Here is a 19,937-nt window from a genome sequence, read left to right as displayed (position 1 = left end):
TCGACCAGCCGGTAAGATCAACGACGAGGGCGTGGAAGGGAGGACTGGATGACCCGAGAAGGGTGAGTCACAGGAGCAGGGGTCAGTCGAGAGGCAGATCGAACGCGACGAGCGTGCCGAGGCTGGGTGAGGAGTTCAGGAAGAACTTCCCGCCCGCGGCGTCCGCGCGTTCGGCGAGATGACGCAGGCCACGGGTGGCAACGCCTTGGGGAACGCCGGAACCGTTGTCCCGGACGCGGAGTTTCACTCCGCCGGAGTCCCTGGTCAGCGTCACGCGGGTTTCGCTGGCGCCGGAATGTCTGACCACATTGGACAGTGCCTCGCGCAGGGCGGCCCGGATGTGGTCGGCGCGTTCCGCGGGGACGTCGGCGAATTCGCCGGAAAGCTCCAGGGTCGGCGGGTAGCCGAGCAGCTCGCCGGCGATGCGGACCTCGCCGCGCGCCGACTCGGCAAGGTCGGCGGGCGTGCCGGTGTCGTGGCGAGGCTCCGGTGAGCGCAGCGCGCGCACCGTGCCGCGGATTTCTTCGATCGTCTGGTCGAGCTGGTCGATGGCGTCGGAGAGCCGGGCCCCGTCGGCTTGGGCGAACCGCTTGCGCATGTTGCGCCGGACGCGGTCCAGCTGCATCCCGGCACCGTAGAGCCGCTGGACGATGACGTCGTGCAGCTCACGGGCAATGCGCTCGCGCTCTTCGTAGAGAGCCACCCGGTGGCGGGCGTTGGCGCCCTCGGCGAGCGCGAGGACAACGCCGGCTTGCGCGGCGAAGGCCACGAGCATCTCGACGGTCCCGGCAGAGAAGGGCTCACGACCCCGCTTCCGGTAGACGGTGAGCGACCCGAGAACCCGCCCCCCGGACCCGAACGGCGCGGCCGCGAAGGGCCCGTAGCCATGAAGTTCGGCGGGCACATAGGGCGCGGTCCGCGGGTCGACGGTGAAGTCCGCGCTGGAGACGGGTTCGCCACCACGGGCCACCTGCCCGGCCGCGGAGTCGGCGGGAAGAGCCAGGCCGCGCAAGGAGTCTCCGGCGGAGGCTGGGCCAGGAAGTGGCTCCGGGCTGCCGGATGGCTGGGGGGAGTCGCCGCGTGCATCGCCCGCCGGTGCGCTGGGGGCGGTGGAAGCGGTCGCCTCACCGGCTGCCGAGGCTGTGGCTGCGGTGTCACGCCGGCCGCCGGTCGTCGGAACTGCTCCGGTGCCACTCGCGCCGTCGGCCAGCTTGCCGCCGCGGTCGGTATCCAACGCCGGGCCACTAACCGGACCATCGCCCGCCTGTCGGGCGGGGGCGAGCGGGTGGGCTATGCCCTCACTTGCCGGGTGGGCTGTAGCGTAGTGGGCGGCCTCGACCACCACTCGGCCGTCCTCGGTACTGACCATGGCCAGGCCCAGGTCGGCGTCGGCCAGCTCCGCCGCTCTTGCCACGACCGTGTCCAGCACCGCTCCCGGGTCGTCGCCGGACAGGGCGGTGCTCGTTATCTCGGTGGCTGCGGACAGTGCGCGCGCGGCAAGCGTCGGATCCATGAGTTCCGTCATTATCGCGCGGTGCGGGGGCGGCGCGGCAAGGACACAGCGGGAATCGATCACGACACCGGCACCCGGGTGACGACCCGGCCGTCGCGGATCTCGAGGACCACGTCCGCTCCGTCCGCTTCGTCCGCCCGGTGCGTCACGTGCACCACCGTGCGACCCGCCAGTGCCTCCCGCAAGTGCGCCCGTACCGCCTGAGCCGTCGCCTCGTCCAGGTGCGCGGTGGGCTCGTCCAGCAGCACGAGCCCCGCCGACGGCGCCCCGAGCAGCGCCCGCGCCAGCGCCACCCGCTGCGCCTGGCCGCCGGACAGTCCGGTGCCGCCGCTGGCGAGCACCGTCTCCGGTGAAACATCAGTCAGCGCCGCGCCGTGCAACGCCGACCGCAGCTCCTCCTCCGTCGCCGTCGGGCGGGCCAGCCGGAGGTTCTCGGCGATCGTCGTCGCCGCGAGCATCGGCTCCTGCGGGGCCCACGCCACCCCCTCCGGGACGGCGACCACCCCACGCCGCGGCGGGAGGAACCCCAGCAACGCGGCGACGAGCGTCGACTTGCCCGCTCCGCTCGGGCCGACCACCGCCGTGTACGTGCCCGGTGCGAGATCGACGTCGACGTCGTGCAGCACCACCGGTCCGCCCGGCCAGCCGAGGTCCGCTCCCCGCAGCTCGACGCGGTCCCCGCGCGAAGTGAGCACAGGCGCTTCCGGCACGTCGGCGAGACGGCGACGCGCGCGTTGCAACGTGTCCCAGTGCTGCGCCACCGGCGGCAGGAGCGCCAGGACCTCCGCCAGCGCGAGCGGCACCAGGGCCAGCAGTGGCGCCAGGACGGGGTCGAGCCGTCCGCCCGCGACCGCAGCCGCGGCGAGCGCCGTGCTGACGACCGCCGCCGCTCCGCACACCAGCGTGACCAGCGCTTCCGCCGCGCCTACGCCGAAGGCCTGCCGACGCGCTTGCGTGACCAGCCGCGTGTCGGCGGCCGCGAGCGCGCGGCGATGGTTCCCCTCGGCGCCGAACGCGAGCAGCTCGGCCGCCGCTTCGAACGTCACCAAGACTCGCGCCGCCACCTCGCGTCGGCCCGCCGCCAGCGCGGACGTCGCCCGGCGCTCGGCGCGCAGGGCGACCCACGGCGCGCACAGCCCGAGTGCCACGGCCGCCGCCAGCGTCACCCCCGCGGCCGGCAGCACCCACGTCTGGACGGCGATCGCCCCGGCCGCGACCAGCGCGACCACCAGCGGCGGCGACACCACGCGCGGCAGGAGGTCGCGCACGGTGTCGACGTCGCCGACCAGCCGGCGCTGCCCCTCGCCCGCGCGCAGGCTGCGCGCCGGCCCGAGCCGGACCAGGGAGTTCCACAGCCGCACCCGGACGCGGCCGGCGATGCGGAACGCGGCGTCGTGCGTGACCAGCCGTTCGACGTACCGGAGCCCCGCGCGGCCGAGCCCGAACGCGCGGACGCCGACGACCGCCACCGTCAAGGTCAGGATCGGCGGCTGCTGGGACGCCTTGGCGATGAGCCAGCCCGACGTCGCCGTCAGCGCGACCCCGGCGAGCAGTGCGAGCGCGCCCAGCGCGGCCCCGCCGAAGAGCCGGCCGTCGAGGAGCGCGCGCCACCTGAGCGGCGCAGCCGAAGAGTCCACTGTGGACGTCTCGGCAGGGGCCGCGGGCGAGGACGGCAGGTCGACCGCCGGGGTGCGCTCGTGGGCCGCGATGACGGCCGCCGCGCCGTGGTCGACAGCCCGCTCGACCGCGTCGAGCACCAGGCGTGCGCTCGCTTCGTCGAGGTGGGCCGTCGGCTCGTCGAGCAGCAGCAACCAGGCACCGCCCTGCACCCGGTGCAACGCCCGGGCGACGGCGACCCGCTGACGCTGGCCCAGTGACAGCTGGGAAACCGGCCGGTCGGCCAGCCCGGCCAGCCCGAGATCGGCGAGCACCGCACCGGCGGACCCCACCTCCTCGCGGACCGTGCCGCCGGTGAACACCGGCGACTGCGGCACCCACGCGACCTGTTCGCGCCAGCGCGCGAGGTCGGCGTCGGCGAGGTCCGTCGAGCCGACCGTGATGGCGCCGTCGTGCGCCGGGACGAAGCCGAGCAGGGCCGAGAGCGTCGTCGACTTGCCGCCGCCGCTCGGGGCGCGGAGCCAGACCGTCTCGCCGGGCCGGACCACGAATGACTCGCCGTCCGGAGCGAAGCCGCCGCGACGCGCGACGCGCAGGGACGACACGCGCAGCTCGCCGCGAGCCGGGATCGCGGTCCCCGCCGAGGGCACCGGCAGAGCCAGCAGGTCGGCGACCCGCCGGACCGCTTCGACGCCGTCCTCGCTGGCGTGGAACGCGGCGCCGACCGCGCGCAGCGGCTGGTAGCACTCCGGCGCGAGGATCAGCACGCCGAGCCCGATGGCCAGCGGCAGGTGACCGCCGGCGAGCCGGACGCCGATCACGACCGCGACGAGCGCCACCGACAGCGTCGCGAGCAGTTCGAGCACGAACGCCGAGGAAAAGGCGACTTTCAACGTCTTGAGCGTCGCGCGGCGGTGGCGCTCGGACAGCCGCCGGACGGTCTCGGCCTGCGCCGCGGCCCGGCGGAACGCGGTCAGCACCGGCAGCACGCGCACGAGTTCCAGCAGCCGGCCGGACATCCGGTGCGTCGCGTCGGTCGCGCCGGCGACCCGGTCGGCGGTGTACTTGCCGACGAGGATGGCGAACACCGGCAGCAGCGGCACGGTCAGCGCGACGATCACGCCGGACGGCCAATCGGCGAACAGGATCGCCGCGCCGGCGCCGAGGGGCACGACGGCCGCCGTCACCAGGGCGGGGAGGTATTCGCGGAAGTAGGCGTCGAGCGCGTCGAGGCCGCGGGTGGTGAGCGCGGTCAGCTCACCGTGGCCACGCTGGGCGATCCACTCGGGACCCAGGCGCAGCGCGTGGTCAACGGCCTTGGCGCGAAGCTCGCGTTGCGCGGTCGCGGCGGCGCGGGCGGAGACCGTGCGCACCGCCCAGCCGGTCAGCGCGCGCGTCGCGACGAGCGCGAGCAGCGCGGCCAGCTGGGCGGTGCGCCCCCCGGAACCTGCTCCGACGATCGTCGCGAGGACGCCGGCGAGCAGGAATGCCTGTGCCACCAGGGCGGCGGCGTTGACGAACGACAGGAAGCCCACCAGGGCCAGCGCTCGGCGCACGGCCGGCACGAGGGCCGGCAATGCGCCGAGCGGGCCCTTTCCCGGCCGCGCCGAGTCCATTGTGGACTCCGAGGCGGGAAGAGGAGCGCGGCCAGGAAGCTGTGACAACCGGGGACTCCGCCACCGGGAGCCCCCGAAATGTTTTGTCATGGCGCGTGGACCGCCGGGATGTGCTGGGTGCCGATACGCTTGCGGAACACCCAGTACGTCCAGCCCTGGTAGATCAGCACGGCCGGGGCGCCGAAGACGGCGACCCACGTCATCACGGTCAGCGTGTACGGGCTCGAGGCGGCACCCTCGATGGTGAGCGTGTTGGCGGTGTCGAGGGTCGAGGGCAGGACGTTCGGGAAGAGCGAGCCGAACATGACCACCGCGGCCCCGGCGATGACGACGCCAAGCGCGGCGAAGGCCTGACCGTCGCGGTCGGCGCGCAGCCGCAGCCAGGCGACCACCGCGGCGACCGCGCTGATCCCGAACGCGAGGAGCGTCCACAACGTGCCCGCGCGCCATTGGACGACCGAGAGGAAGGCGACCACCGGCACCATGGCAATCGGCAGCAGCCTCAGCGCCAGTGTGCGGGCACGTTCCCGCAGGTCACCGCTGGTCTTGAGGGCGAGGAACGCGGCGCCGTGGGTGATCGAGAAGGCGGCGATCGCGACCGCGCCGAGCAGGGTGTCCCAGCGGATGGCGGCGAACGCGGAGCCGACGCGGTTGCCCTCGGCGTCCAGCGGCAGGCCGAGGACGGTGGTGGCGAGGATGAGGCCGACGCCCAGCGGCGGGATCCACGAGCCGATCATGATGACGCGGTCCCAGGTGCGCCGCCAGCGGTCGGAGTCGACCTTCCCGCGGTACTCGAAGGCGACGCCGCGGCCGATCAGGGCTAGCAGCACCAGCAGGAGCGGCAGGTAGGCGGCCGAGAACAGGCCCGCGTACCAGGCGGGGAAGGCGGCGAACATCGCCCCGCCGGCGACGATGAGCCAGACCTCGTTGCCGTCCCAGACGGGCCCGATGGTGTTGACCATGACGCGGCGCTCGGTGTTGTCGCGCCCGAGCACCGGCAGCAGCATGCCGACGCCGAAGTCGAAGCCTTCGAGGAAGAGGTAGCCGAGCCAGAAGAAGGCGATGACGACGAACCAGGCGATTTCGAGGCTCATCGCGTTCCTCCGGTCAGCCGGTGGCTGTGAGTTATCCACAAGGAGTCGAGTTGTCCACAGACGAACTGTGGGTAACTCGCGAGAGTGGTCGCGTTGACACTCATCGTCAGCACCTCAGTAGGCGAAGGCGAGGGTGTCCTCGCCCGGTTTGTCGGAGTCGTCCGGCTTCTTCGGGGGCATCACCGCATCGACGCCGCCGCGGACGTACTTGCGCATCAGGTACAGCTCGACCACGCCGAGGGCCGCGTACACCGTGGTCAGGGCGATCAGGGAGGTCCACACCTCCCCCGTCGTCAACCGCGACACGGCTTGGGCGGTGAACATCCACACGCCGTCCACCCCGGTCGGGTTGGGGACGACCACGAACGGCTGACGGCCCATCTCGGTGAAGATCCAGCCCGCGCTGTTGCCCAGGAACGGCGTGGCGACGCCACCGAGGACCAGCCAGGGGAACCAGCGGCTGCCCGGGACGCGGCCCCGCCGGGTCAGCCACAGAGCCAGGACGCCGATGCCCGCCGAGACCGCGCCGAAGCCGATCATCATGCGGAAGCCCCAGTACGTCACCGGCAGGTTGGGCACGTAGTCGATCGGCTTGCCCGCCAGCGAACCCAGCGCCGGGTCGTCCGGGTAGTTCGTGCCGTACTTGGCCTGGTACTCGGTGATCAGGTCCTCGACGCCCTTGACCTCGGTCTTGAAGTCGTTGTGCGCCAGGAACGACAGCAATGCAGGCACGTTGAACGTCTTGACGTCCTCGCAGTTCGACCCCGCGACGTCACCGATGGCGATGATCGAGAAGCTCGCCGGCTGTTCCGTATGGCATAACGCTTCCGCGGAGGCCATCTTCATCGGCTGCTGCTCGAACATCAGCTTGCCCTGCGTGTCGCCGGTGATCGCGAGGACCGCGAACGCCGCCACGCCGACCCAGCCGCCCAGCCGCAGCGAGGAGCGCCACACGTCGGCATGGTCACCGCGGCGCCACAGGTGCCAGCCCGCGACGCCGACCAGGAAGGCCGCCGCCACCGAGAACGCGCCGGCCAGGGTGTGCGGGATCGCGGCCAGCGCCGTGTTGTTCGTCAGCACCGCCCAGATCGAGTTCATGGTCGGCTTGCCGTTCTCGAACGTCACGCCCACCGGGTGCTGCATCCACGAGTTCGCGGCCAGGATGAAGTACGCCGACGCCATCGTGGCCAGCGAGAACGCCCACGCGCACGCCAGGTGGACCTTCTTCGGCAGCCGGTCCCAGCCGAAGATCCACAGGCCGAGGAACGTCGACTCGACGAAGAACGCGACGAGGCCTTCCATCGCCAGCGGCGCGCCGAAGACGTCGCCGACGAAGCGGGAGTACGCGCTCCAGTTCATCCCGAACTGGAACTCCTGCACGATCCCGGTCACCACGCCCATGGCGAAGTTGACCAGCAGCAGCTTGCCCCAGAACTTGGTCATCTTCAGGTGCCGCAGCTCGCCGGTGCGGACCCAGCGGGTCTGCATCGCCGCGACCAGGATCGACAGCCCGATGGTCAGCGGGACCATCAGGAAGTGGTAGACGGTGGTGATGCCGAACTGCCACCGCGCTAGCTCAAGGACCTCCACGTGGTCCAGCCTGCTCCGGGGGCCCGGCCGCGGCCAGATCAACTGGTCCCGTCCGGGCCGGGACCAACGTCCTGGGTGACTACAGCTCGTCGAGCGCCGCCCGCGCCTCGTCCGCCACGACCCGCCGCGGGCCCGCGTCGCCGAGCTCGAGGACGTGCCGCAGGGCCAGCTCGTACGCGGTGTCGAACGCCTTGTCCGCGGCGACCGGGATGTCCGGCCGCACGCCGATGCCCTCCCAGTTCTCCCCCGACTTCGGGTCGTACGAGCGGGCGATCGACACCGTCACGTCCAGATAGATGTCCACTTTGTACTGTTCACGCGGGTGGGCGCCGCCCCGGGTGGACTCGCCGACGGTCTTCGCGCGCCCCTGCCGCTGCAGCGAGAAGGCGAGGTCTTCGCCGCCGGAGAACGTCGCCGGGCCGGTGAGCACCCAGATCGGCTTGGTGCCGCCGAACTTCGGGCCCGGGACGTACGGCAGCGTCCACATCTGGGTGACGAGGTCGCCCTCGCGCTCGTAGATGTCGAGGTAGTGGGTCCGCTCGTCGACGAGGTAGCTCTGCAGGAACGCACTCGTGTCGGGGGTGCCGCCCCGGTTGCGGCGCACGTCGAGCAGCAGCGCGTCGGCCGGCGCGACCAGCGTCATCGCCGCCGAGACCGCCGCCGCCGCGAGGTCGAGGGGGTAGAGCAGGGTCGTGTCGACGTAGCCGACGTTGCCCGGGAGCCGCCGCGCCGACGCGATCCCGAAGTTCTCCAGCTCGGCCGTCTGCCGGAAGTCCTCCGACGCGTGTTCCGCGTCACCGTCCTCGGCCACCGGGCCGGCGTGGTGGCGCAGCCGCAGGTGCTTGTCGTCGTTCACCGACTGGAGGTCCGCTGTGACGGCCGTCGCGAAGTCCGCGTCGCCGAGGTCGGCGTACGTGCCTTCGCCGAGGCGTGCGCGAAGGACCTCCGCGAGCTTGGCGGCGACGTCCGGGAAAACGTAGTGAGCTTCCAACCGGCGGATGACCTCTTCGACCTGCGCAGCACGCGCCTGTGACCCCATGCCGGTGAACCTACCGCAGGCCACAACCGGAAATTCGGCACACCGAAAAAATATGTGCGACTCCCCTGGATGCCAAATTCATGGCCGCCGATCAGGCAATTTCGCGCTCGCCATCAGCTTGCGGCTTTCCTGATCGCCCCTTTATCGTTGCAGTGAAAGGGGCGAAAAGTACTCATGACTCCCGCTGTGGTGACGCTGATCAGTGCGTTCGGCCTGGTCCTCGCCGTGGAACTGCCGGACAAGACGCTCGTCGCGACCCTGGTGCTGACCACCCGTTTCCGCGGCTGGCCGGTTTTCGCCGGGGTGTGCGCCGCGTTCGCCGTGCAATGCGTCATAGCGGTCGCGTTCGGCAGCGTGTTGACGCTGTTACCGGACGTGGTCCTTTCGCTGGTCGTCGCCGCGATGTTCGGCCTCGGCTCTTTCATGCTCCTTCGCGAGGGATTCAGCAAAGCCGACGAAGCGGGCGACGACGCGTCGCGTGTCGGGCCGGCACCGAAGTCCTTCCTCCGCTCCGCGATGACGTCGTTCGGCGTGCTGTTCGCCGCCGAGTGGGGCGATGCCTCCCAGCTCGCGACGGCGAGTCTCGCCGCCCGGATCGGCAACCCCTTCGCGGTCGGTGTGGGCGCCTTCACCGCGCTCGTCGTGGTGGCCGGGCTCGCCGTGTTCATCGGCGCCAAGATCCGCAGCCGGATCAAGCCGAAGCTGATCCAGCGCTGCGCCGGGTTCGCGTTTGCCGGTTTCGCGGCGTTCGCCTTGGTGCAACTGGCCTTCTGACCGATCTTTCACAGGTTCACCCGGTAACCTTTCGGAAACGAAAGGGAGAGCACCAGGTGAACAAGCCCTCGAACGCGGTCTCGCCGCTGCACGGCCGGGTCGCGCTCGGCGGCATCGGCCTCGCCGTGACCATCTCGATCGACCTGCACCTGCGGCTGTCCGCCCAGGTCAGCCCGATCTGGCAGACGCTCTCCGAGTACGTCTACGGCAAGCTCGGCACCTCCTCGGCCGCTCCCCTGTTCAGCGTGATGTGCCTGGCGCTGTCCCTCGGCTCGGTCGCCCTGCTCGCCGGGATCGCCAAGGCCCACCGCCCGGGCACCACCGCCGTCTGCGTGCTGCTCGGCGTCTGGTCGGCCGGGCTGCTGGTCTGCGGGCTGGTGCCCGTCGACCCGGACGGGCAGGCGCGTTCGCTCGCCGGGCAGGTCCACAACATCGCCGCCCTGACGGCGTTCATCACGCTGCCCGCGGCCGCGTTCGTGCTGACGAAGAAGGACCGCGAGCGCTGCCCGTGGGAACCCCGCCGGACGACGATCCGGCGCCTGGCCACGGCGAGCTTCGCCAGCGTCGGCGTGGTGCTCGGCGGGTTCGTGCTGACGCTCGTCCTCGGGCCGGCCCAGCAGGACATCACGCTGGGCCTCTTCGAGCGCCTCCTGTTCACCGTCGACGTCGCCCTGCTGCTGACGATGGTTCGGCCGCTGCTGGCGGTCTCGCGGCGCTAGGGGGCGTCCGTCTTCAGGATGTCGGCCAGCCGGGTGGCGGCCGCGACGACCTGCGGACCCACTTCGGCGGCCTTCAGCGGCTCCATCGAGACGACGCCGACGCTCGCCCGCAGCCCCGGCACCCCGCGCACGGGCGCCGCGACGCCGGACGCGCCCGCTTGGAGCTCGCCCGCCGACGTCACCCAGCCGTCGCCGCCGGGACGCAGGGTCATCGCCTTGCCCGCCGCACCGGCGGTCAGCTGGTGCCGGCTGCCGACGCGGTAGGCGACGTGAAAACTCGTCCACGACGGCTCGACGACGGCCACCGCAAGCGCTTGCGTCCCCTGGGCGACCGACAGGTGCGCGGTCGCGCCGACCTTCTCGGCCAGCTCGCGCAGCACCGGGCCCGCCGCGTCCCGCAGCTGCGGGAGCACCTGCCCGGCCAGCCGGAGCAGCCCGACGCCGAGCCGGACCTTCGTGCCGTCCCGCCAGACCAGGCCGCGTTCGGACAGCGGCACGAGCAGCCGGTAGACGGCCGCGCGGCTGGCCCCGATGGCCACCGCCAGCTCGGAGATGGTCGCCGCGTCGCCGCCGGCGTCGGCCACTGCCTGCAGCAGCGCCAAGCCGCGGTCGAGCGTCAGCGACCCCTCCCGGCTGGTCACAGCAAGCCGAGTTCGCCCATGTCGGCGACGGGCTGCTCGAACGACGCCGCCGCGTAGGACGCGAAGAGCGCCCGCACGGCTTTCGCGGCCGGCTCGGACAGCGCCCGGGCCTCGTCGGCCAGCGCCTGGGCGTCGGTCGACTCCAGCGCCGCCCGGACGTCGCCACCGGCCAGGCTGCGCGCCGAGGCGACGAGCAGGTTGAGGAAGCCGTGGTGCACGAAGCCGGTGCCCGGGTCGGTGTGCCGGACCGCGCGGTGCAGGCTGTTGGTCGCCTTGAACGACGCCCCGGCGGACCCGCTGACGACGGCGAGGAAGTCCGCCACCTCGTCGACGCTGGGGAAGTTCTCACCGGCCTGCCCGCCGCAGCGGATCTTCGGCCAGCTGCCGTGCTCGATCACCTTCCGGACGCCCTCGAGCCAGCCGACGCCGCGCCGCGGCTCGACCACCCGGATGACGTCCTCGGGGACGAACTCGGAGACGCGCTCCAGCCACACCTCGTCGACGTCCGAGGGCGCGGGCATCTCGACCATCCGCAACGCGAGCAGCTCACTGCGCGACTCGACGATCGAGATGGCCTTCGGGACACCGCCGAGGCCGGTGTCGATGATCAGCGAAAGCGGCAGCGGCTGCTTCGGTTTGATCTTGATCAGCTCGGTGATGAGCTCGGGCAGCCGCGACGCCTGGCAGAGGAAAACCCCCAGTACACCGGCGTGTTCGGAGTCCCGGCCGGCGAAGTGCGCGCGCAGCGCTTCGGGCATGGCCGCATCGCCTGGAGGGAAGAGCGCCGAGTCGTCGACGAGCCTCGCGAACAGGGGAGGAATTCCACGGGGGCCGGGGGGCGTGAGTTCCACAGCGCTTGACACGACTGACACGCTAGTAGCGTACGACATCAGGACAAAATCGTTCGCACAACGGACACGCCAGAAGGGGACGTCGATGCCTTACTACCGGCGAGTAGGCGAGCTCCCGCGCAAGCGGCACACCGCGTTCCGGAAGCCGGACGGCGGCCTCTACGCCGAAGAGCTGATGGGCGTCGAGGGCTTCTCCGCCGACTCCGCGCTGCTCTACCACCGCGGCCTGCCGACGGCGATCGTCGACGCCGTCGCGGTCGAGGAGGACCGCGGCTCGCTCACCCCGAACCACCCGCTCAAGCCGCGGGCGTTCCAGACCCGGGACCTCAAGTTCGGCGGCGAAGCCGACGCGGTGACCGACCGGCGCCGGCTGTTCGGCAACTCCGACGTCACCATCGGGTTCGTCACGGCGACCGCGCCCAGCCCGCTGTACCGCAACGCGGCCGGCGACGAGCTGTTCTACGTCCACGGCGGCTCCGCGACCTTCGAGACGATCTACGGCAGGCTGGAGGTCGGCGACGGCGACTACGTCGTCATCCCGACGTCCTGCACCTACCGGGTCGTCCCCCACGGCGAGGTCAACCTCTTCACCCTCGAAGCGCGCGGCCACATCGGGCCGCCCAAGCGCTACCTGTCGGCGAAGGGCCAGTTCCTGGAGCACTCGCCGTACTGCGAGCGCGACATCCGCGGGCCGTCGGAGCCGCTACTGGAAGACGGCGAGGACGTCGAGGTGCTCGTGCGCCACCGCGCCGGGCTGACCCGCTACACGTACGCGACGCACCCCTTCGACGTCGTCGGCTGGGACGGCTGCCTCTACCCGTGGGTGTTCAACATCGACGACTTCGAGCCGATCACCGGCCGCGTCCACCAGCCGCCGCCGGTGCACCAGACGTTCGAGGGCCCGAACTTCGTCGTCTGCTCCTTCTGCCCGCGGAAGGTCGACTACCACGAGGGCGCGATCCCGGTGCCGTACAACCACGCGAACGTCGACTCCGACGAGCTGATGTTCTACGTCCGCGGCAACTACGAGGCCCGGAAGGGCTCGGGGATCGGGATCGGCTCGCTCTCGCTGCACCCGTCCGGCTTCACGCACGGCCCGCAGCCGGGCGCGGCGGAGGCGTCGATCGGCGCGGAGTTCTTCGACGAGACCGCGGTCATGGTCGACACGTTCGCGCCGCTGGAGCTCGGCGAGGCCGCCGACGCGTCCGAAGACCCCGGTTACGCGTGGACGTGGTCCCGCCGCGGCCCTAAGACATAGTCAAGTTTCGGCAACGCGGCCCCGGCCCCGTTCCGCCGACCGGATAATGGCACTCCGGGTGGCGGAACGGGGAGGATTCGATGATCAATTCCCAACCAGCACGGCGCCGGAGAAAAATCCTCCCCTTCCTGGCCGCGATCGTGGTCGCCATCGCGCTGATCATCGGAATCCGGTACTGGACCAGCGGTTCGAGCGACGACGCCGACGCGCCGAAATGCTCGGGCGCGGACGCGATCGCGCTCAACGTCGCTTCTTCACCGGAAAAGGTCGGCATCGTCCAAGAAGCCGCGAAGGCCTACTCCGGGCGGTCCGTCGCCGGCCACTGCGTCGACGTGATCGTGAAGTCGAAGTCTTCGGGCGTGGCGATGCAGGCACTGGCGAACGGCTGGAACGAGGCCACGGACGGGCCGCGCCCCGATGTCTGGACGCCGGCCGCGAGCGGCTGGGTCAACCTGCTGCGCGTCAACGCCAAGGGCGATTCGGCGTCGATCGTGCCGGACGGCGACCCGCAGTCGATCGCGAACTCGCCGCTGACCATCGCCATGCCGAAGCCGATGGCCGAAGCGCTGGGCTGGCCGGCGAAGCCGCTCGGCTGGAAGGACATCACGGCGCTGGCCACCGACCCGGCGGGCTGGGCGAAGTACGGCCACCCGGAGTGGGGCAAGTTCCGGCTCGGCAAGACGAACCCGAACATCTCGACCGCGGGGCTGAACGCCACCATCGGCGCGTACTACGCGGCCACCGGCACGTCGTCCGACCTCACCGCGGCCGCGCTCGAGAAGCCCGAGGCCAAGCAATTCGTCTCGAACATCGAGCAGGCGATCGTGCACTACGGCGACAACACGCTGACCTTCTTGACCAACCTGCAGAAGGCCGACGACCGCGGTGCGGCGCTGTCCTACATCTCGGCGGTGACCGTCGAGGAGAGCTCGCTGATCGGCTACAACCAGGGCAACCCGACGAACGACCCGGCGAAGGTCGGCCAGCACGCGCCGCCGAAGGTGCCGATCGTCGCGATCTACCCGGCGGACGGCACGCTCAACTCTGATCACCCGTTCGTCACGCTGAACTGGGCCGACCCGACGCGCAAGCAGATCGCCGCGGACTTCCTCGGCTACCTGCGCGGGCCGGAGACGCAGCAGCGGTTCGCCGCGCTGGGCTTCCGGTCGTTCGACGGGAAGCCGGGTCCGCAGGCGAGCACCGCGAACGGCGTCCAGCCGGACGCGAAGATCAGCTTCCTGCAGCCGCCGTCGCCGACGGTGCTGGCGAAGCTGCTGACGACGTGGACCGACCTGCGCAAGAAGGCGAACGTGCTACTGGTCGTGGACGTCTCGGGCTCGATGGGCGACGAGGTGAAGGGCACCGGCAAGAGCAAGATCGACCTGGCCAAGCAGGCCGCGATCGACTCGCTCGGCCAGTTCGTGCCCCGGGACCAGGTCGGGCTCTGGCAGTTCGCCACCCACCTCGACGGCGACAAGGACTACCAGGAACTGCTCCCGGTGCAGCCGCTCGGCAGCAACGGCAAGGAGACGCTGGCGTCGCGGCTGAGCGGGCTGACGCCCCAGTCCGGCACGGGGCTGTACGACTCGTCGCTGGCCGCGTACGAGTACCTGAAGGCGCACCTCGACCCGTCGGCGATCAACGCGGTCGTGGTGCTCACCGACGGCCGCAACGAGGACCCCGGCGGCGTCGACCTCGACCACCTGGTGCCGCAGCTGCGGCCGGAGGGCAACGCGGAGTCGGTCCGGCTGTTCACGATCGCCTACGGCGGCGACGCCGATCAGAACGTGCTGAAGCAGATCGCCGAAGCGACCGCGGGATCGGAGTACGATTCGTCCAAACCGGACTCGATCAACCAGGTGTTCACCTCCGTGATTTCCAATTTCTGATGAAGTTCGCCCGTGAGCTCGCCGAACCGTGGGGGCTGCTGCTCGCCGCCACGTCGGCCGGGGTGGCGTGGGCCGTGCAGCTGCCGGTCGTCGCCGCCGTCGGGGTCGGGGTGGCGGTGCTCGCCGCGCGGGCGGGCGTGGCGGTGCTGGGCGGCGAAAAGGAAGAGCCTCCTGCGCGGGAAGCACGGGTGCTGGACGTCGCGCCCGGGTCGGCCGAGGAGAACTGGCTGCGCCGGGCCGAGAGCGCGGCCGAGGGATTCGGCTCGCTGAGCGCCTCCCTCGCCGCCGGCCCGCTCGCCGAGCGCGTCGCGGACATGGAGCCGGTGGTCCGGGAGACGCTCTCGACGCTGCGCCGGTTGGCCGGCCGCGCGTCCGCGACCGGCCAGGCGCTGGCCAGGGTCGACCTCGACGCCGTCGCGCACGAACGACGTCGGCTGCAGCGCGACTTGCGCACGGCGAATCCCGACGTCCGCGGCGACCTCGAGCAGGCACTGACGGCGGTCCAGGCCCAGGCGGACGTGCACGCCCGCCTGTCCGGCGCCCGGGACAAGCTGCTGGCCCAGCTGCAGTCCGGCGCGCTCGGCTTGGACAGCCTGGTGGCCAGGGTCGCGGAGCTGACAGCGGCGACGACGGACGTCACCGTGGACACCGGCGCGGTCCGGGAGCTGAGCGACCAGCTGGAGGGCATCCGGCAGGGCGTGCTGGAGACCGAACAGGCGACGCGCAAGTCGCTGGGTTAGGCGGCCACCGGCGTCCGGTCGCGGCGGGGCAGCAGCAGCGGCGTCGCCAGCACGAGGACCCCGGCGACGCCGATCGCCACCCGCGGGCCGGTGAGGCCGGCGAGCAGACCCCAGACCGCGGTCAGCGTGGCGATCGCCGCTTTCGTGCTGACCGACCACGCCGAGAGCGTCCGGGCGATGCGGTCCGGCGGGAGCTGCTCGAGCCGGTAGGTCGCGAGCACCGGGTTGAAGACGCTGCAGCTGACGATCACGCCGAGTTCGACGACCATGACGTACACCAGTCCGCCGGGGCCGGCCGGGATGAAGGCCAGCGCGAGCAGCCAGCCCGCCCGGACCGCGCCGGACGTCAGCAGGACGGGGTGTCTGCCGAACCGCTCGACGAGCCGCGGGGTCAGCCGCGAGCCGGCGAGCCCGCCGAGGCACGGGACGGCGAACGCGAGCCCGTACTGCCACGGCGTGAACCCGAGCTGGTTCAGCATCAGCACGGCCAGCAGCGGATCGATCGCCATGACCAGGCCGTTGAACACCATGGCGTTGAAGAGCAGCGGCCGCAGTCCCGGGTGGGCCAGCAGGAAGCGCCACCCGTCGGCGAGGTCGCGCAGGCGAGGCCGGCCGGCGGTGCGCGGACGCGGCTCGTCGTCCCCGCCGATCGCGCGGATCCCGAGCGCGGAGAGCAGGAAGCTGACGGCGTTGGCGACCACCGACGTCACCGGCCCGAACAGCGCGAACGCGGCCCCGCCGAGCGGCGGCCCGAGCGCGGTGGCGGTCCAGTTCGTGGACTCGAACCGGCCGTTCGCGACGAGCAGGTCTTCGGGCGGCACCAGCCCCTTGAGGAAGGCACCGCTGGCGGAGGTGAAGGTGATGTCCGCGGCCGCGACGACCACCGAGACGGCCAGGAGCTGGCCGAAGCTCAGCACGCCGAGGGCGTAGGCGGCCGGAACGCTGACCAGCGCGCCGAACCGGACCAGATCCATGCCCACCATGACCGGCCGCTTCCGCCGCCGATCGACCCACGGCCCCAGCGGCACGGCAACGAGCGCACCGACGGCCGGCCCGACGGCGGCGAGCGCCGAGACGCCCGCGGGCCCGGTGTGCAGGATGAGGATGGCGAGCATCGGGAAGGCCCCGAAGCCGAGCCACGTCCCGAACGCGCTCACGGCGTAAGCCGACCAGAGCCACCTGAACCGCGGCCCCAGCGACCGCCCGCGCATCACCGGGAGATCAAAGCGGCCAACGGCCACGCAGGGCAACCGACATGCCGCGACGCACCCCATATGCCGCGGCGCACCACAGTTGTCCACACGTGCCACCGGATGTGGACAACGTTGCTTGCGGAGTCGGCTTTTCGGCCTTCCGTCGGTATCCGCCGATAGACTGGACTTGGGGACGCCCCCCTGGGAGTGGCGGGGGATGTCTGGACCCTCTGAGGGCCGACTGGCGCAGCTGCTCGAGCCGCTCGCCGCCCGGCCGTTGGGTGATGCGCTGATCTACGCCCGCGAACTGCTGTCCGCCGAGCTGCGCGCGCTCGCCTCGGTGCGCGGCGGGCCGCTCCGGGTCGACGTCATCGGCCGGCGGCTGTGCCCGGCCACGCTGCTGCGTGGCTTCCACGAGACGCACCCGGCCGTCCCGTTGGAGGTCGCGACGCTCTTCGGCACCGCGATCGCCGCGCTCCGGAAGGCTCGATCGATGCCTCCTTCCGCGCGGTCGTCGCGGTGCCGGAGGACCTCGATGCCCAGTGGGTGCTCGACGAGCCGATCCAGCTGTTGTGCGGCTCCCGGCATCCGCGGGCCGGAGCGCCTTCGGTGGCTCCGGCCGAGCTCGCCGGGCATCGGATCCGGCTGCCCGGCGTGATGCCCGGGACCGAGTGGGGCGCCTGCTACGCCGCATTCGCGGCCGCGTTCGACCTGGGGATCGACGCGGCCAGGCCGAACTTCGGCACCGAGGTCGTGCTGGAGCGGAAGTGTGACCTTGGTCGGAGCGGGCAGCCGGGTGTGGTGGCCGCCCGGGCACGACCTGCGGCGCGTGCCGATCGAGGCGCCTGTGCCGGTGTACCCGCATTCCCTGCTGTGGCGCCGGGGCAACGCGCACCCCGGCCTCGCCGCCCTCGGCGGCACCTCGCGACGAGCGAGCGCGTCTCCGGCGCGTGGCAGCCGGGCTGGGCCGCTCAGCCGAGCCAGACCGTGCCCAGCACCGGGTAGCCCGGCAGGCCCGTCTTGGCCGCGCCCGGCCGCGGGGCACCCGCGATCCACAGGCGGCCCGTCGCCGCGATGTTCGCCGCCATCGACGGGTCCGCCTTGGGGAGGCGGAACGGGACCACGCGGCCGTCGGCCAGCATGGTCAAGCCGCTCAGCCTCGCCGCGCCGTGGCGGCTCATGCGGACCGGGCCGTCGAGGACCGCGCGCAGCTCCGTCCAGTGGTCCGCCGGGAGCGGACGGCGGTAGGCGATCGCGCGGAACGCGGTCACCGACGCACCGAGCAGCACGCCCACCCCGAACGGCCACGCGACCCAGCCCACGACCGGGAAGTCGAGCCCGACCCAGGCCGCGAACGCGGCCAGGACCAGCAGGAACGCCGCTGTCAGACGCAGGTCGCGGGCGAGCTGGTGGCGGTGGGCGGTCAGCACCGGATCGAGCCTCGGGGAACCGGAGCCGGCCGGTTCCGGGATCGGCGCCGCGCCCGGTGGCGGCCCGTCGTGGATGGCGGCGCGGCGCAGCCGCACCACGCCGGGGAAGCCGACGAACACCTTCGGGCCTCGCCCCAGCAGCCAGACCCGCCGGTGCCCGGCCACCAGCAGCCGGTGCGCTTCGTCGAGCCGGACGCGCAGCCACCGGCCGTCCGGTAGGCGCACGCCGACCGTCCGGCCGGCCGCGACCAGGCCGTCGGCGGTGACGTCCACCTGCCGGAAGGCTTCGCGCTTCAGCCGCCTCTCGGGCACCCGGTCGTACGCCCGGTAGAGCCACCACCCTTCGATCGCGCCGGCCAGCGCGAACGTGCCGACCGGCAGGGCGACTCCCGCGCCGGCGACGAACTGGGCGATGCCGAACACCAGGAAGAACCCGGCCACCAGCCGCCGGTTCGCGGTGTCGCCGAGGCGGTCGAGGTACTCGCCGAAGATCGGCAGCGCGCCGGACGGCATGGCGGGGTCGAGTTCGAACGCGCGCACGCGTTCGGGAAGCGGGACGATCGGCACGCTGAGCCCCCACCCGGGTCGGCACTGATACCCGCCTTTTCGACGAAGTGGGCACCGGCGTTACCAAATGCGCCGATCAGCGGAAAGGACGCGATCGCCACGACTATCCAGACCGGTTGATTCAGGTTAGGCTCACCTAAGTAGGAGGTGAGCCGTGACCGAGGCCCCCACATCCGTCCGCCGCCCGCCGGCACCGAACCCCGCCGAGCGCGCCAAGACGATCGCGACCCGCAACGGCCCCGCGTCGTTGCTGCCCACCTGCGACCGCGCCGACCTCAACGGCGAGCGCGTCGTCCCCGTCCTGCACCACGTGCACCGCAGTGGCAGCGTCAGCGTGCTGCTGGCCGACGACCACCCGATGGTCCGCGCGGCGAAGCAGGCCCAGCGCGGGGAGCTGGCCGTGATGGTCGAGGTCGCCGACCAGGCGCCGGTCGACCTGCGGGAACCGATCCGCGGGCTGTTGTGGATCACCGGCTGGCTGCGGCCGCTCTCGCCGGTTTCGGCCCGCGCGCGGGCCGTGGCGATCGCCGAGACGCGGCCGGACGAGCGGCTCCTCGACGTCGGCCACGGCGTCACGCTGCTGCGGCTCACCCCGGCTTCGCTCGTGCTCGCCGACGCCGAAGGAACGCACTCGCTGCGCCCGCACATGTTCAGCGCCGCGCCGCCCGACCCGTTCCACGACTACGAAGCCGGGTGGCTGCGGCACCTGGAGAGCGACCACTCCGACGTCGTCGAGCAGCTGGCGAAGCACCTGCCGTCGGCGTTGCGCGGCGGCCGGATCCGCCCGCTCGGGCTCGACCGGTTCGGGCTGCGGCTGCGCGTCGAATCCGACACGGGCGACCACGACGTGCGGCTGGCGTTCTCGAAGTCCGTCGAAAGCCCGGCGCAGCTCGCGTCGGAACTGCGCCGGCTGGTCGGCTGCCCGTTCCTGCGCGGGCGGTCAGGCTAGTTCGGCGGGGAAGCCACCCTTCGCGATCGGCCCCCAGCTCTCGATGGTGACGCGGATGATGCTCTTGCCCTGCTTGACCATGGCCTCGCGGTATTCGTCCCAGTCCGGGTGTTCGCCCGAAATGCTGCGGAAGTAGTCCACGAGCGGCTCGACCGAATCCGGGACGTCCAGCACCTCCGCGGTGCCGTTCAGCTGCACCCACTGGCCGTTCCACTCGTCGGACAGGATGCAGGCGGAGACGTCCGGGTTGCGCTTGACGTTCACGACCTTCGCGCGCTTCGGGTAGGTCGAGACGACCAGCCTGCCCTCGGCGTCCACGCCGCAGGTGACCGGCGAGAGCTGCGGGCCGCCGTCGGCCTTCGTGGTCAGCAGGATCGCGCGGTGGCGGGTCGACAGGAACTCGACCAGCGCGGCGCGGTCGACGGTTTCGTTGGTGGCGATGCTCCTCGGCATACCC

Annotated in this window: 17 protein-coding genes; 7 read left to right on the top strand and 10 right to left on the bottom strand. The window is 72.0% G+C overall.

What is annotated here, in order from left to right; translation table 11 throughout:
- Positions 1-82: 82 nt before the first annotated feature.
- From ISP_RS00760 to ISP_RS00740, 5 genes are all read right to left on the bottom strand, one after another.
- A complete protein-coding gene (locus tag ISP_RS00760; protein ID WP_230468673.1) occupies positions 83-1,525 on the bottom strand; it encodes a GAF domain-containing sensor histidine kinase in 1,443 nt (480 codons plus the stop codon).
- Between the two features lie 47 nt (positions 1,526-1,572).
- On the bottom strand, positions 1,573-4,746 hold the full coding sequence (cydC, locus tag ISP_RS00755) for a thiol reductant ABC exporter subunit CydC (RefSeq protein WP_013222116.1): 3,174 nt from the start codon (positions 4,744-4,746) through the stop codon (positions 1,573-1,575).
- An 86-nt stretch (positions 4,747-4,832) separates the two neighbouring features.
- Entirely contained in the window at positions 4,833-5,840 is a 1,008-nt protein-coding gene (cydB, locus tag ISP_RS00750; RefSeq protein WP_013222115.1) for a cytochrome d ubiquinol oxidase subunit II, read from the bottom strand.
- 114 nt (positions 5,841-5,954) lie between these two features.
- A complete protein-coding gene (locus ISP_RS00745) occupies positions 5,955-7,430 on the bottom strand; it encodes a cytochrome ubiquinol oxidase subunit I (protein ID WP_013222114.1) in 1,476 nt (491 codons plus the stop codon).
- Positions 7,431-7,509: 79 nt separating this feature from the next.
- The gene (locus ISP_RS00740) at positions 7,510-8,469 is read right to left on the bottom strand and encodes a S41 family peptidase (protein WP_013222113.1); all 960 of its coding nucleotides are present in this window, start codon (positions 8,467-8,469) and stop codon (positions 7,510-7,512) included.
- Positions 8,470-8,655: 186 nt separating this feature from the next.
- On the opposite strand from ISP_RS00740, the gene ISP_RS00735 reads away from it, so the two are divergent.
- Both ISP_RS00735 and ISP_RS00730 read left to right on the top strand, forming a co-directional pair.
- Positions 8,656-9,243 carry a TMEM165/GDT1 family protein gene (locus ISP_RS00735; protein WP_013222112.1) on the top strand — a complete coding sequence of 196 codons (588 nt, stop codon included), beginning with the start codon at positions 8,656-8,658 and terminating at the stop codon, positions 9,241-9,243.
- Between the two features lie 56 nt (positions 9,244-9,299).
- Entirely contained in the window at positions 9,300-9,962 is a 663-nt protein-coding gene (locus ISP_RS00730; RefSeq protein WP_013222111.1) for a DUF998 domain-containing protein, read from the top strand.
- Here the strand turns inward: ISP_RS00730 and ISP_RS00725 are convergent.
- A complete protein-coding gene (locus ISP_RS00725; RefSeq protein ID WP_013222110.1) occupies positions 9,959-10,603 on the bottom strand; it encodes an IclR family transcriptional regulator in 645 nt (214 codons plus the stop codon). The two genes, ISP_RS00730 and ISP_RS00725, sit on opposite strands and share 4 nt — an antisense overlap.
- Positions 10,600-11,454, bottom strand: a complete 855-nt coding sequence (locus ISP_RS00720) for a hypothetical protein (protein WP_063606955.1) — start codon at positions 11,452-11,454, stop codon at positions 10,600-10,602. Before ISP_RS00720 ends, ISP_RS00725 begins: the two co-directional genes overlap by 4 nt.
- A gap of 85 nt (positions 11,455-11,539) precedes the next feature.
- Here ISP_RS00720 and ISP_RS00715 point away from each other — a divergent pair, with 85 nt between their 5' ends.
- From ISP_RS00715 to ISP_RS00705, 3 genes are all read left to right on the top strand, one after another.
- On the top strand, positions 11,540-12,712 hold the full coding sequence (locus ISP_RS00715; RefSeq protein WP_013222108.1) for a homogentisate 1,2-dioxygenase: 1,173 nt from the start codon (positions 11,540-11,542) through the stop codon (positions 12,710-12,712).
- A gap of 80 nt (positions 12,713-12,792) precedes the next feature.
- On the top strand, positions 12,793-14,601 hold the full coding sequence (locus ISP_RS00710) for a substrate-binding and VWA domain-containing protein (protein ID WP_013222107.1): 1,809 nt from the start codon (positions 12,793-12,795) through the stop codon (positions 14,599-14,601).
- Positions 14,601-15,341 carry a hypothetical protein gene (locus ISP_RS00705; protein ID WP_013222106.1) on the top strand — a complete coding sequence of 247 codons (741 nt, stop codon included), beginning with the start codon at positions 14,601-14,603 and terminating at the stop codon, positions 15,339-15,341. The genes ISP_RS00710 and ISP_RS00705 overlap by 1 nt, the downstream gene beginning before the upstream one ends.
- Here ISP_RS00705 and ISP_RS00700 read toward each other — a convergent pair.
- Complete coding sequence (locus ISP_RS00700; RefSeq protein ID WP_013222105.1) at positions 15,338-16,555, bottom strand: MFS transporter; 1,218 nt, start codon at positions 16,553-16,555, stop codon at positions 15,338-15,340. The two genes, ISP_RS00705 and ISP_RS00700, sit on opposite strands and share 4 nt — an antisense overlap.
- 196 nt (positions 16,556-16,751) lie before the next feature.
- Between ISP_RS00700 and ISP_RS00695 the strand changes: the two genes are divergently transcribed.
- A complete protein-coding gene (locus ISP_RS00695; protein WP_161790924.1) occupies positions 16,752-17,192 on the top strand; it encodes a hypothetical protein in 441 nt (146 codons plus the stop codon).
- A 313-nt stretch (positions 17,193-17,505) separates the two neighbouring features.
- On the opposite strand, the gene ISP_RS00690 is transcribed toward ISP_RS00695, so the two are convergent.
- Entirely contained in the window at positions 17,506-18,531 is a 1,026-nt protein-coding gene (locus tag ISP_RS00690; protein WP_013222103.1) for a hypothetical protein, read from the bottom strand.
- 154 nt (positions 18,532-18,685) lie between these two features.
- Here ISP_RS00690 and ISP_RS00685 point away from each other — a divergent pair, with 154 nt between their 5' ends.
- Positions 18,686-19,480 (top strand): DUF2470 domain-containing protein, encoded by a 795-nt coding sequence (locus ISP_RS00685; protein WP_013222102.1) that lies wholly within the window; start codon positions 18,686-18,688, stop codon positions 19,478-19,480.
- Here the strand turns inward: ISP_RS00685 and ISP_RS00680 are convergent.
- On the bottom strand, positions 19,472-19,933 hold the full coding sequence (locus tag ISP_RS00680) for a PPOX class F420-dependent oxidoreductase (protein WP_013222101.1): 462 nt from the start codon (positions 19,931-19,933) through the stop codon (positions 19,472-19,474). The two genes, ISP_RS00685 and ISP_RS00680, sit on opposite strands and share 9 nt — an antisense overlap.
- Positions 19,934-19,937 lie beyond the last annotated feature (4 nt).

Source organism: Amycolatopsis mediterranei, assembly GCF_026017845.1.
Taxonomy (GTDB): Bacteria; Actinomycetota; Actinomycetes; order Mycobacteriales; family Pseudonocardiaceae; genus Amycolatopsis; species Amycolatopsis mediterranei.
Note: the sequence above shows the minus strand (reverse complement) of the source record. Positions and strands in the feature narration are given on the sequence as shown.

Coding starts and splice junctions, on each gene's coding strand:
- ISP_RS00760 (WP_230468673.1), bottom strand. CDS start 1,525: ATGACGGAACTCATGGATCCGACGCTTGCCGCGCGCGCACTGTCCGCA.
- cydC (WP_013222116.1), bottom strand. CDS start 4,746: ATGGACTCGGCGCGGCCGGGAAAGGGCCCGCTCGGCGCATTGCCGGCC.
- cydB (WP_013222115.1), bottom strand. CDS start 5,840: ATGAGCCTCGAAATCGCCTGGTTCGTCGTCATCGCCTTCTTCTGGCTC.
- ISP_RS00740 (WP_013222113.1), bottom strand. CDS start 8,469: ATGGGGTCACAGGCGCGTGCTGCGCAGGTCGAAGAGGTCATCCGCCGG.
- ISP_RS00715 (WP_013222108.1), top strand. CDS start 11,540: ATGCCTTACTACCGGCGAGTAGGCGAGCTCCCGCGCAAGCGGCACACC.
- ISP_RS00710 (WP_013222107.1), top strand. CDS start 12,793: ATGATCAATTCCCAACCAGCACGGCGCCGGAGAAAAATCCTCCCCTTC.
- ISP_RS00705 (WP_013222106.1), top strand. CDS start 14,601: ATGAAGTTCGCCCGTGAGCTCGCCGAACCGTGGGGGCTGCTGCTCGCC.
- ISP_RS00695 (WP_161790924.1), top strand. CDS start 16,752: ATGTCTGGACCCTCTGAGGGCCGACTGGCGCAGCTGCTCGAGCCGCTC.
- ISP_RS00680 (WP_013222101.1), bottom strand. CDS start 19,933: ATGCCGAGGAGCATCGCCACCAACGAAACCGTCGACCGCGCCGCGCTG.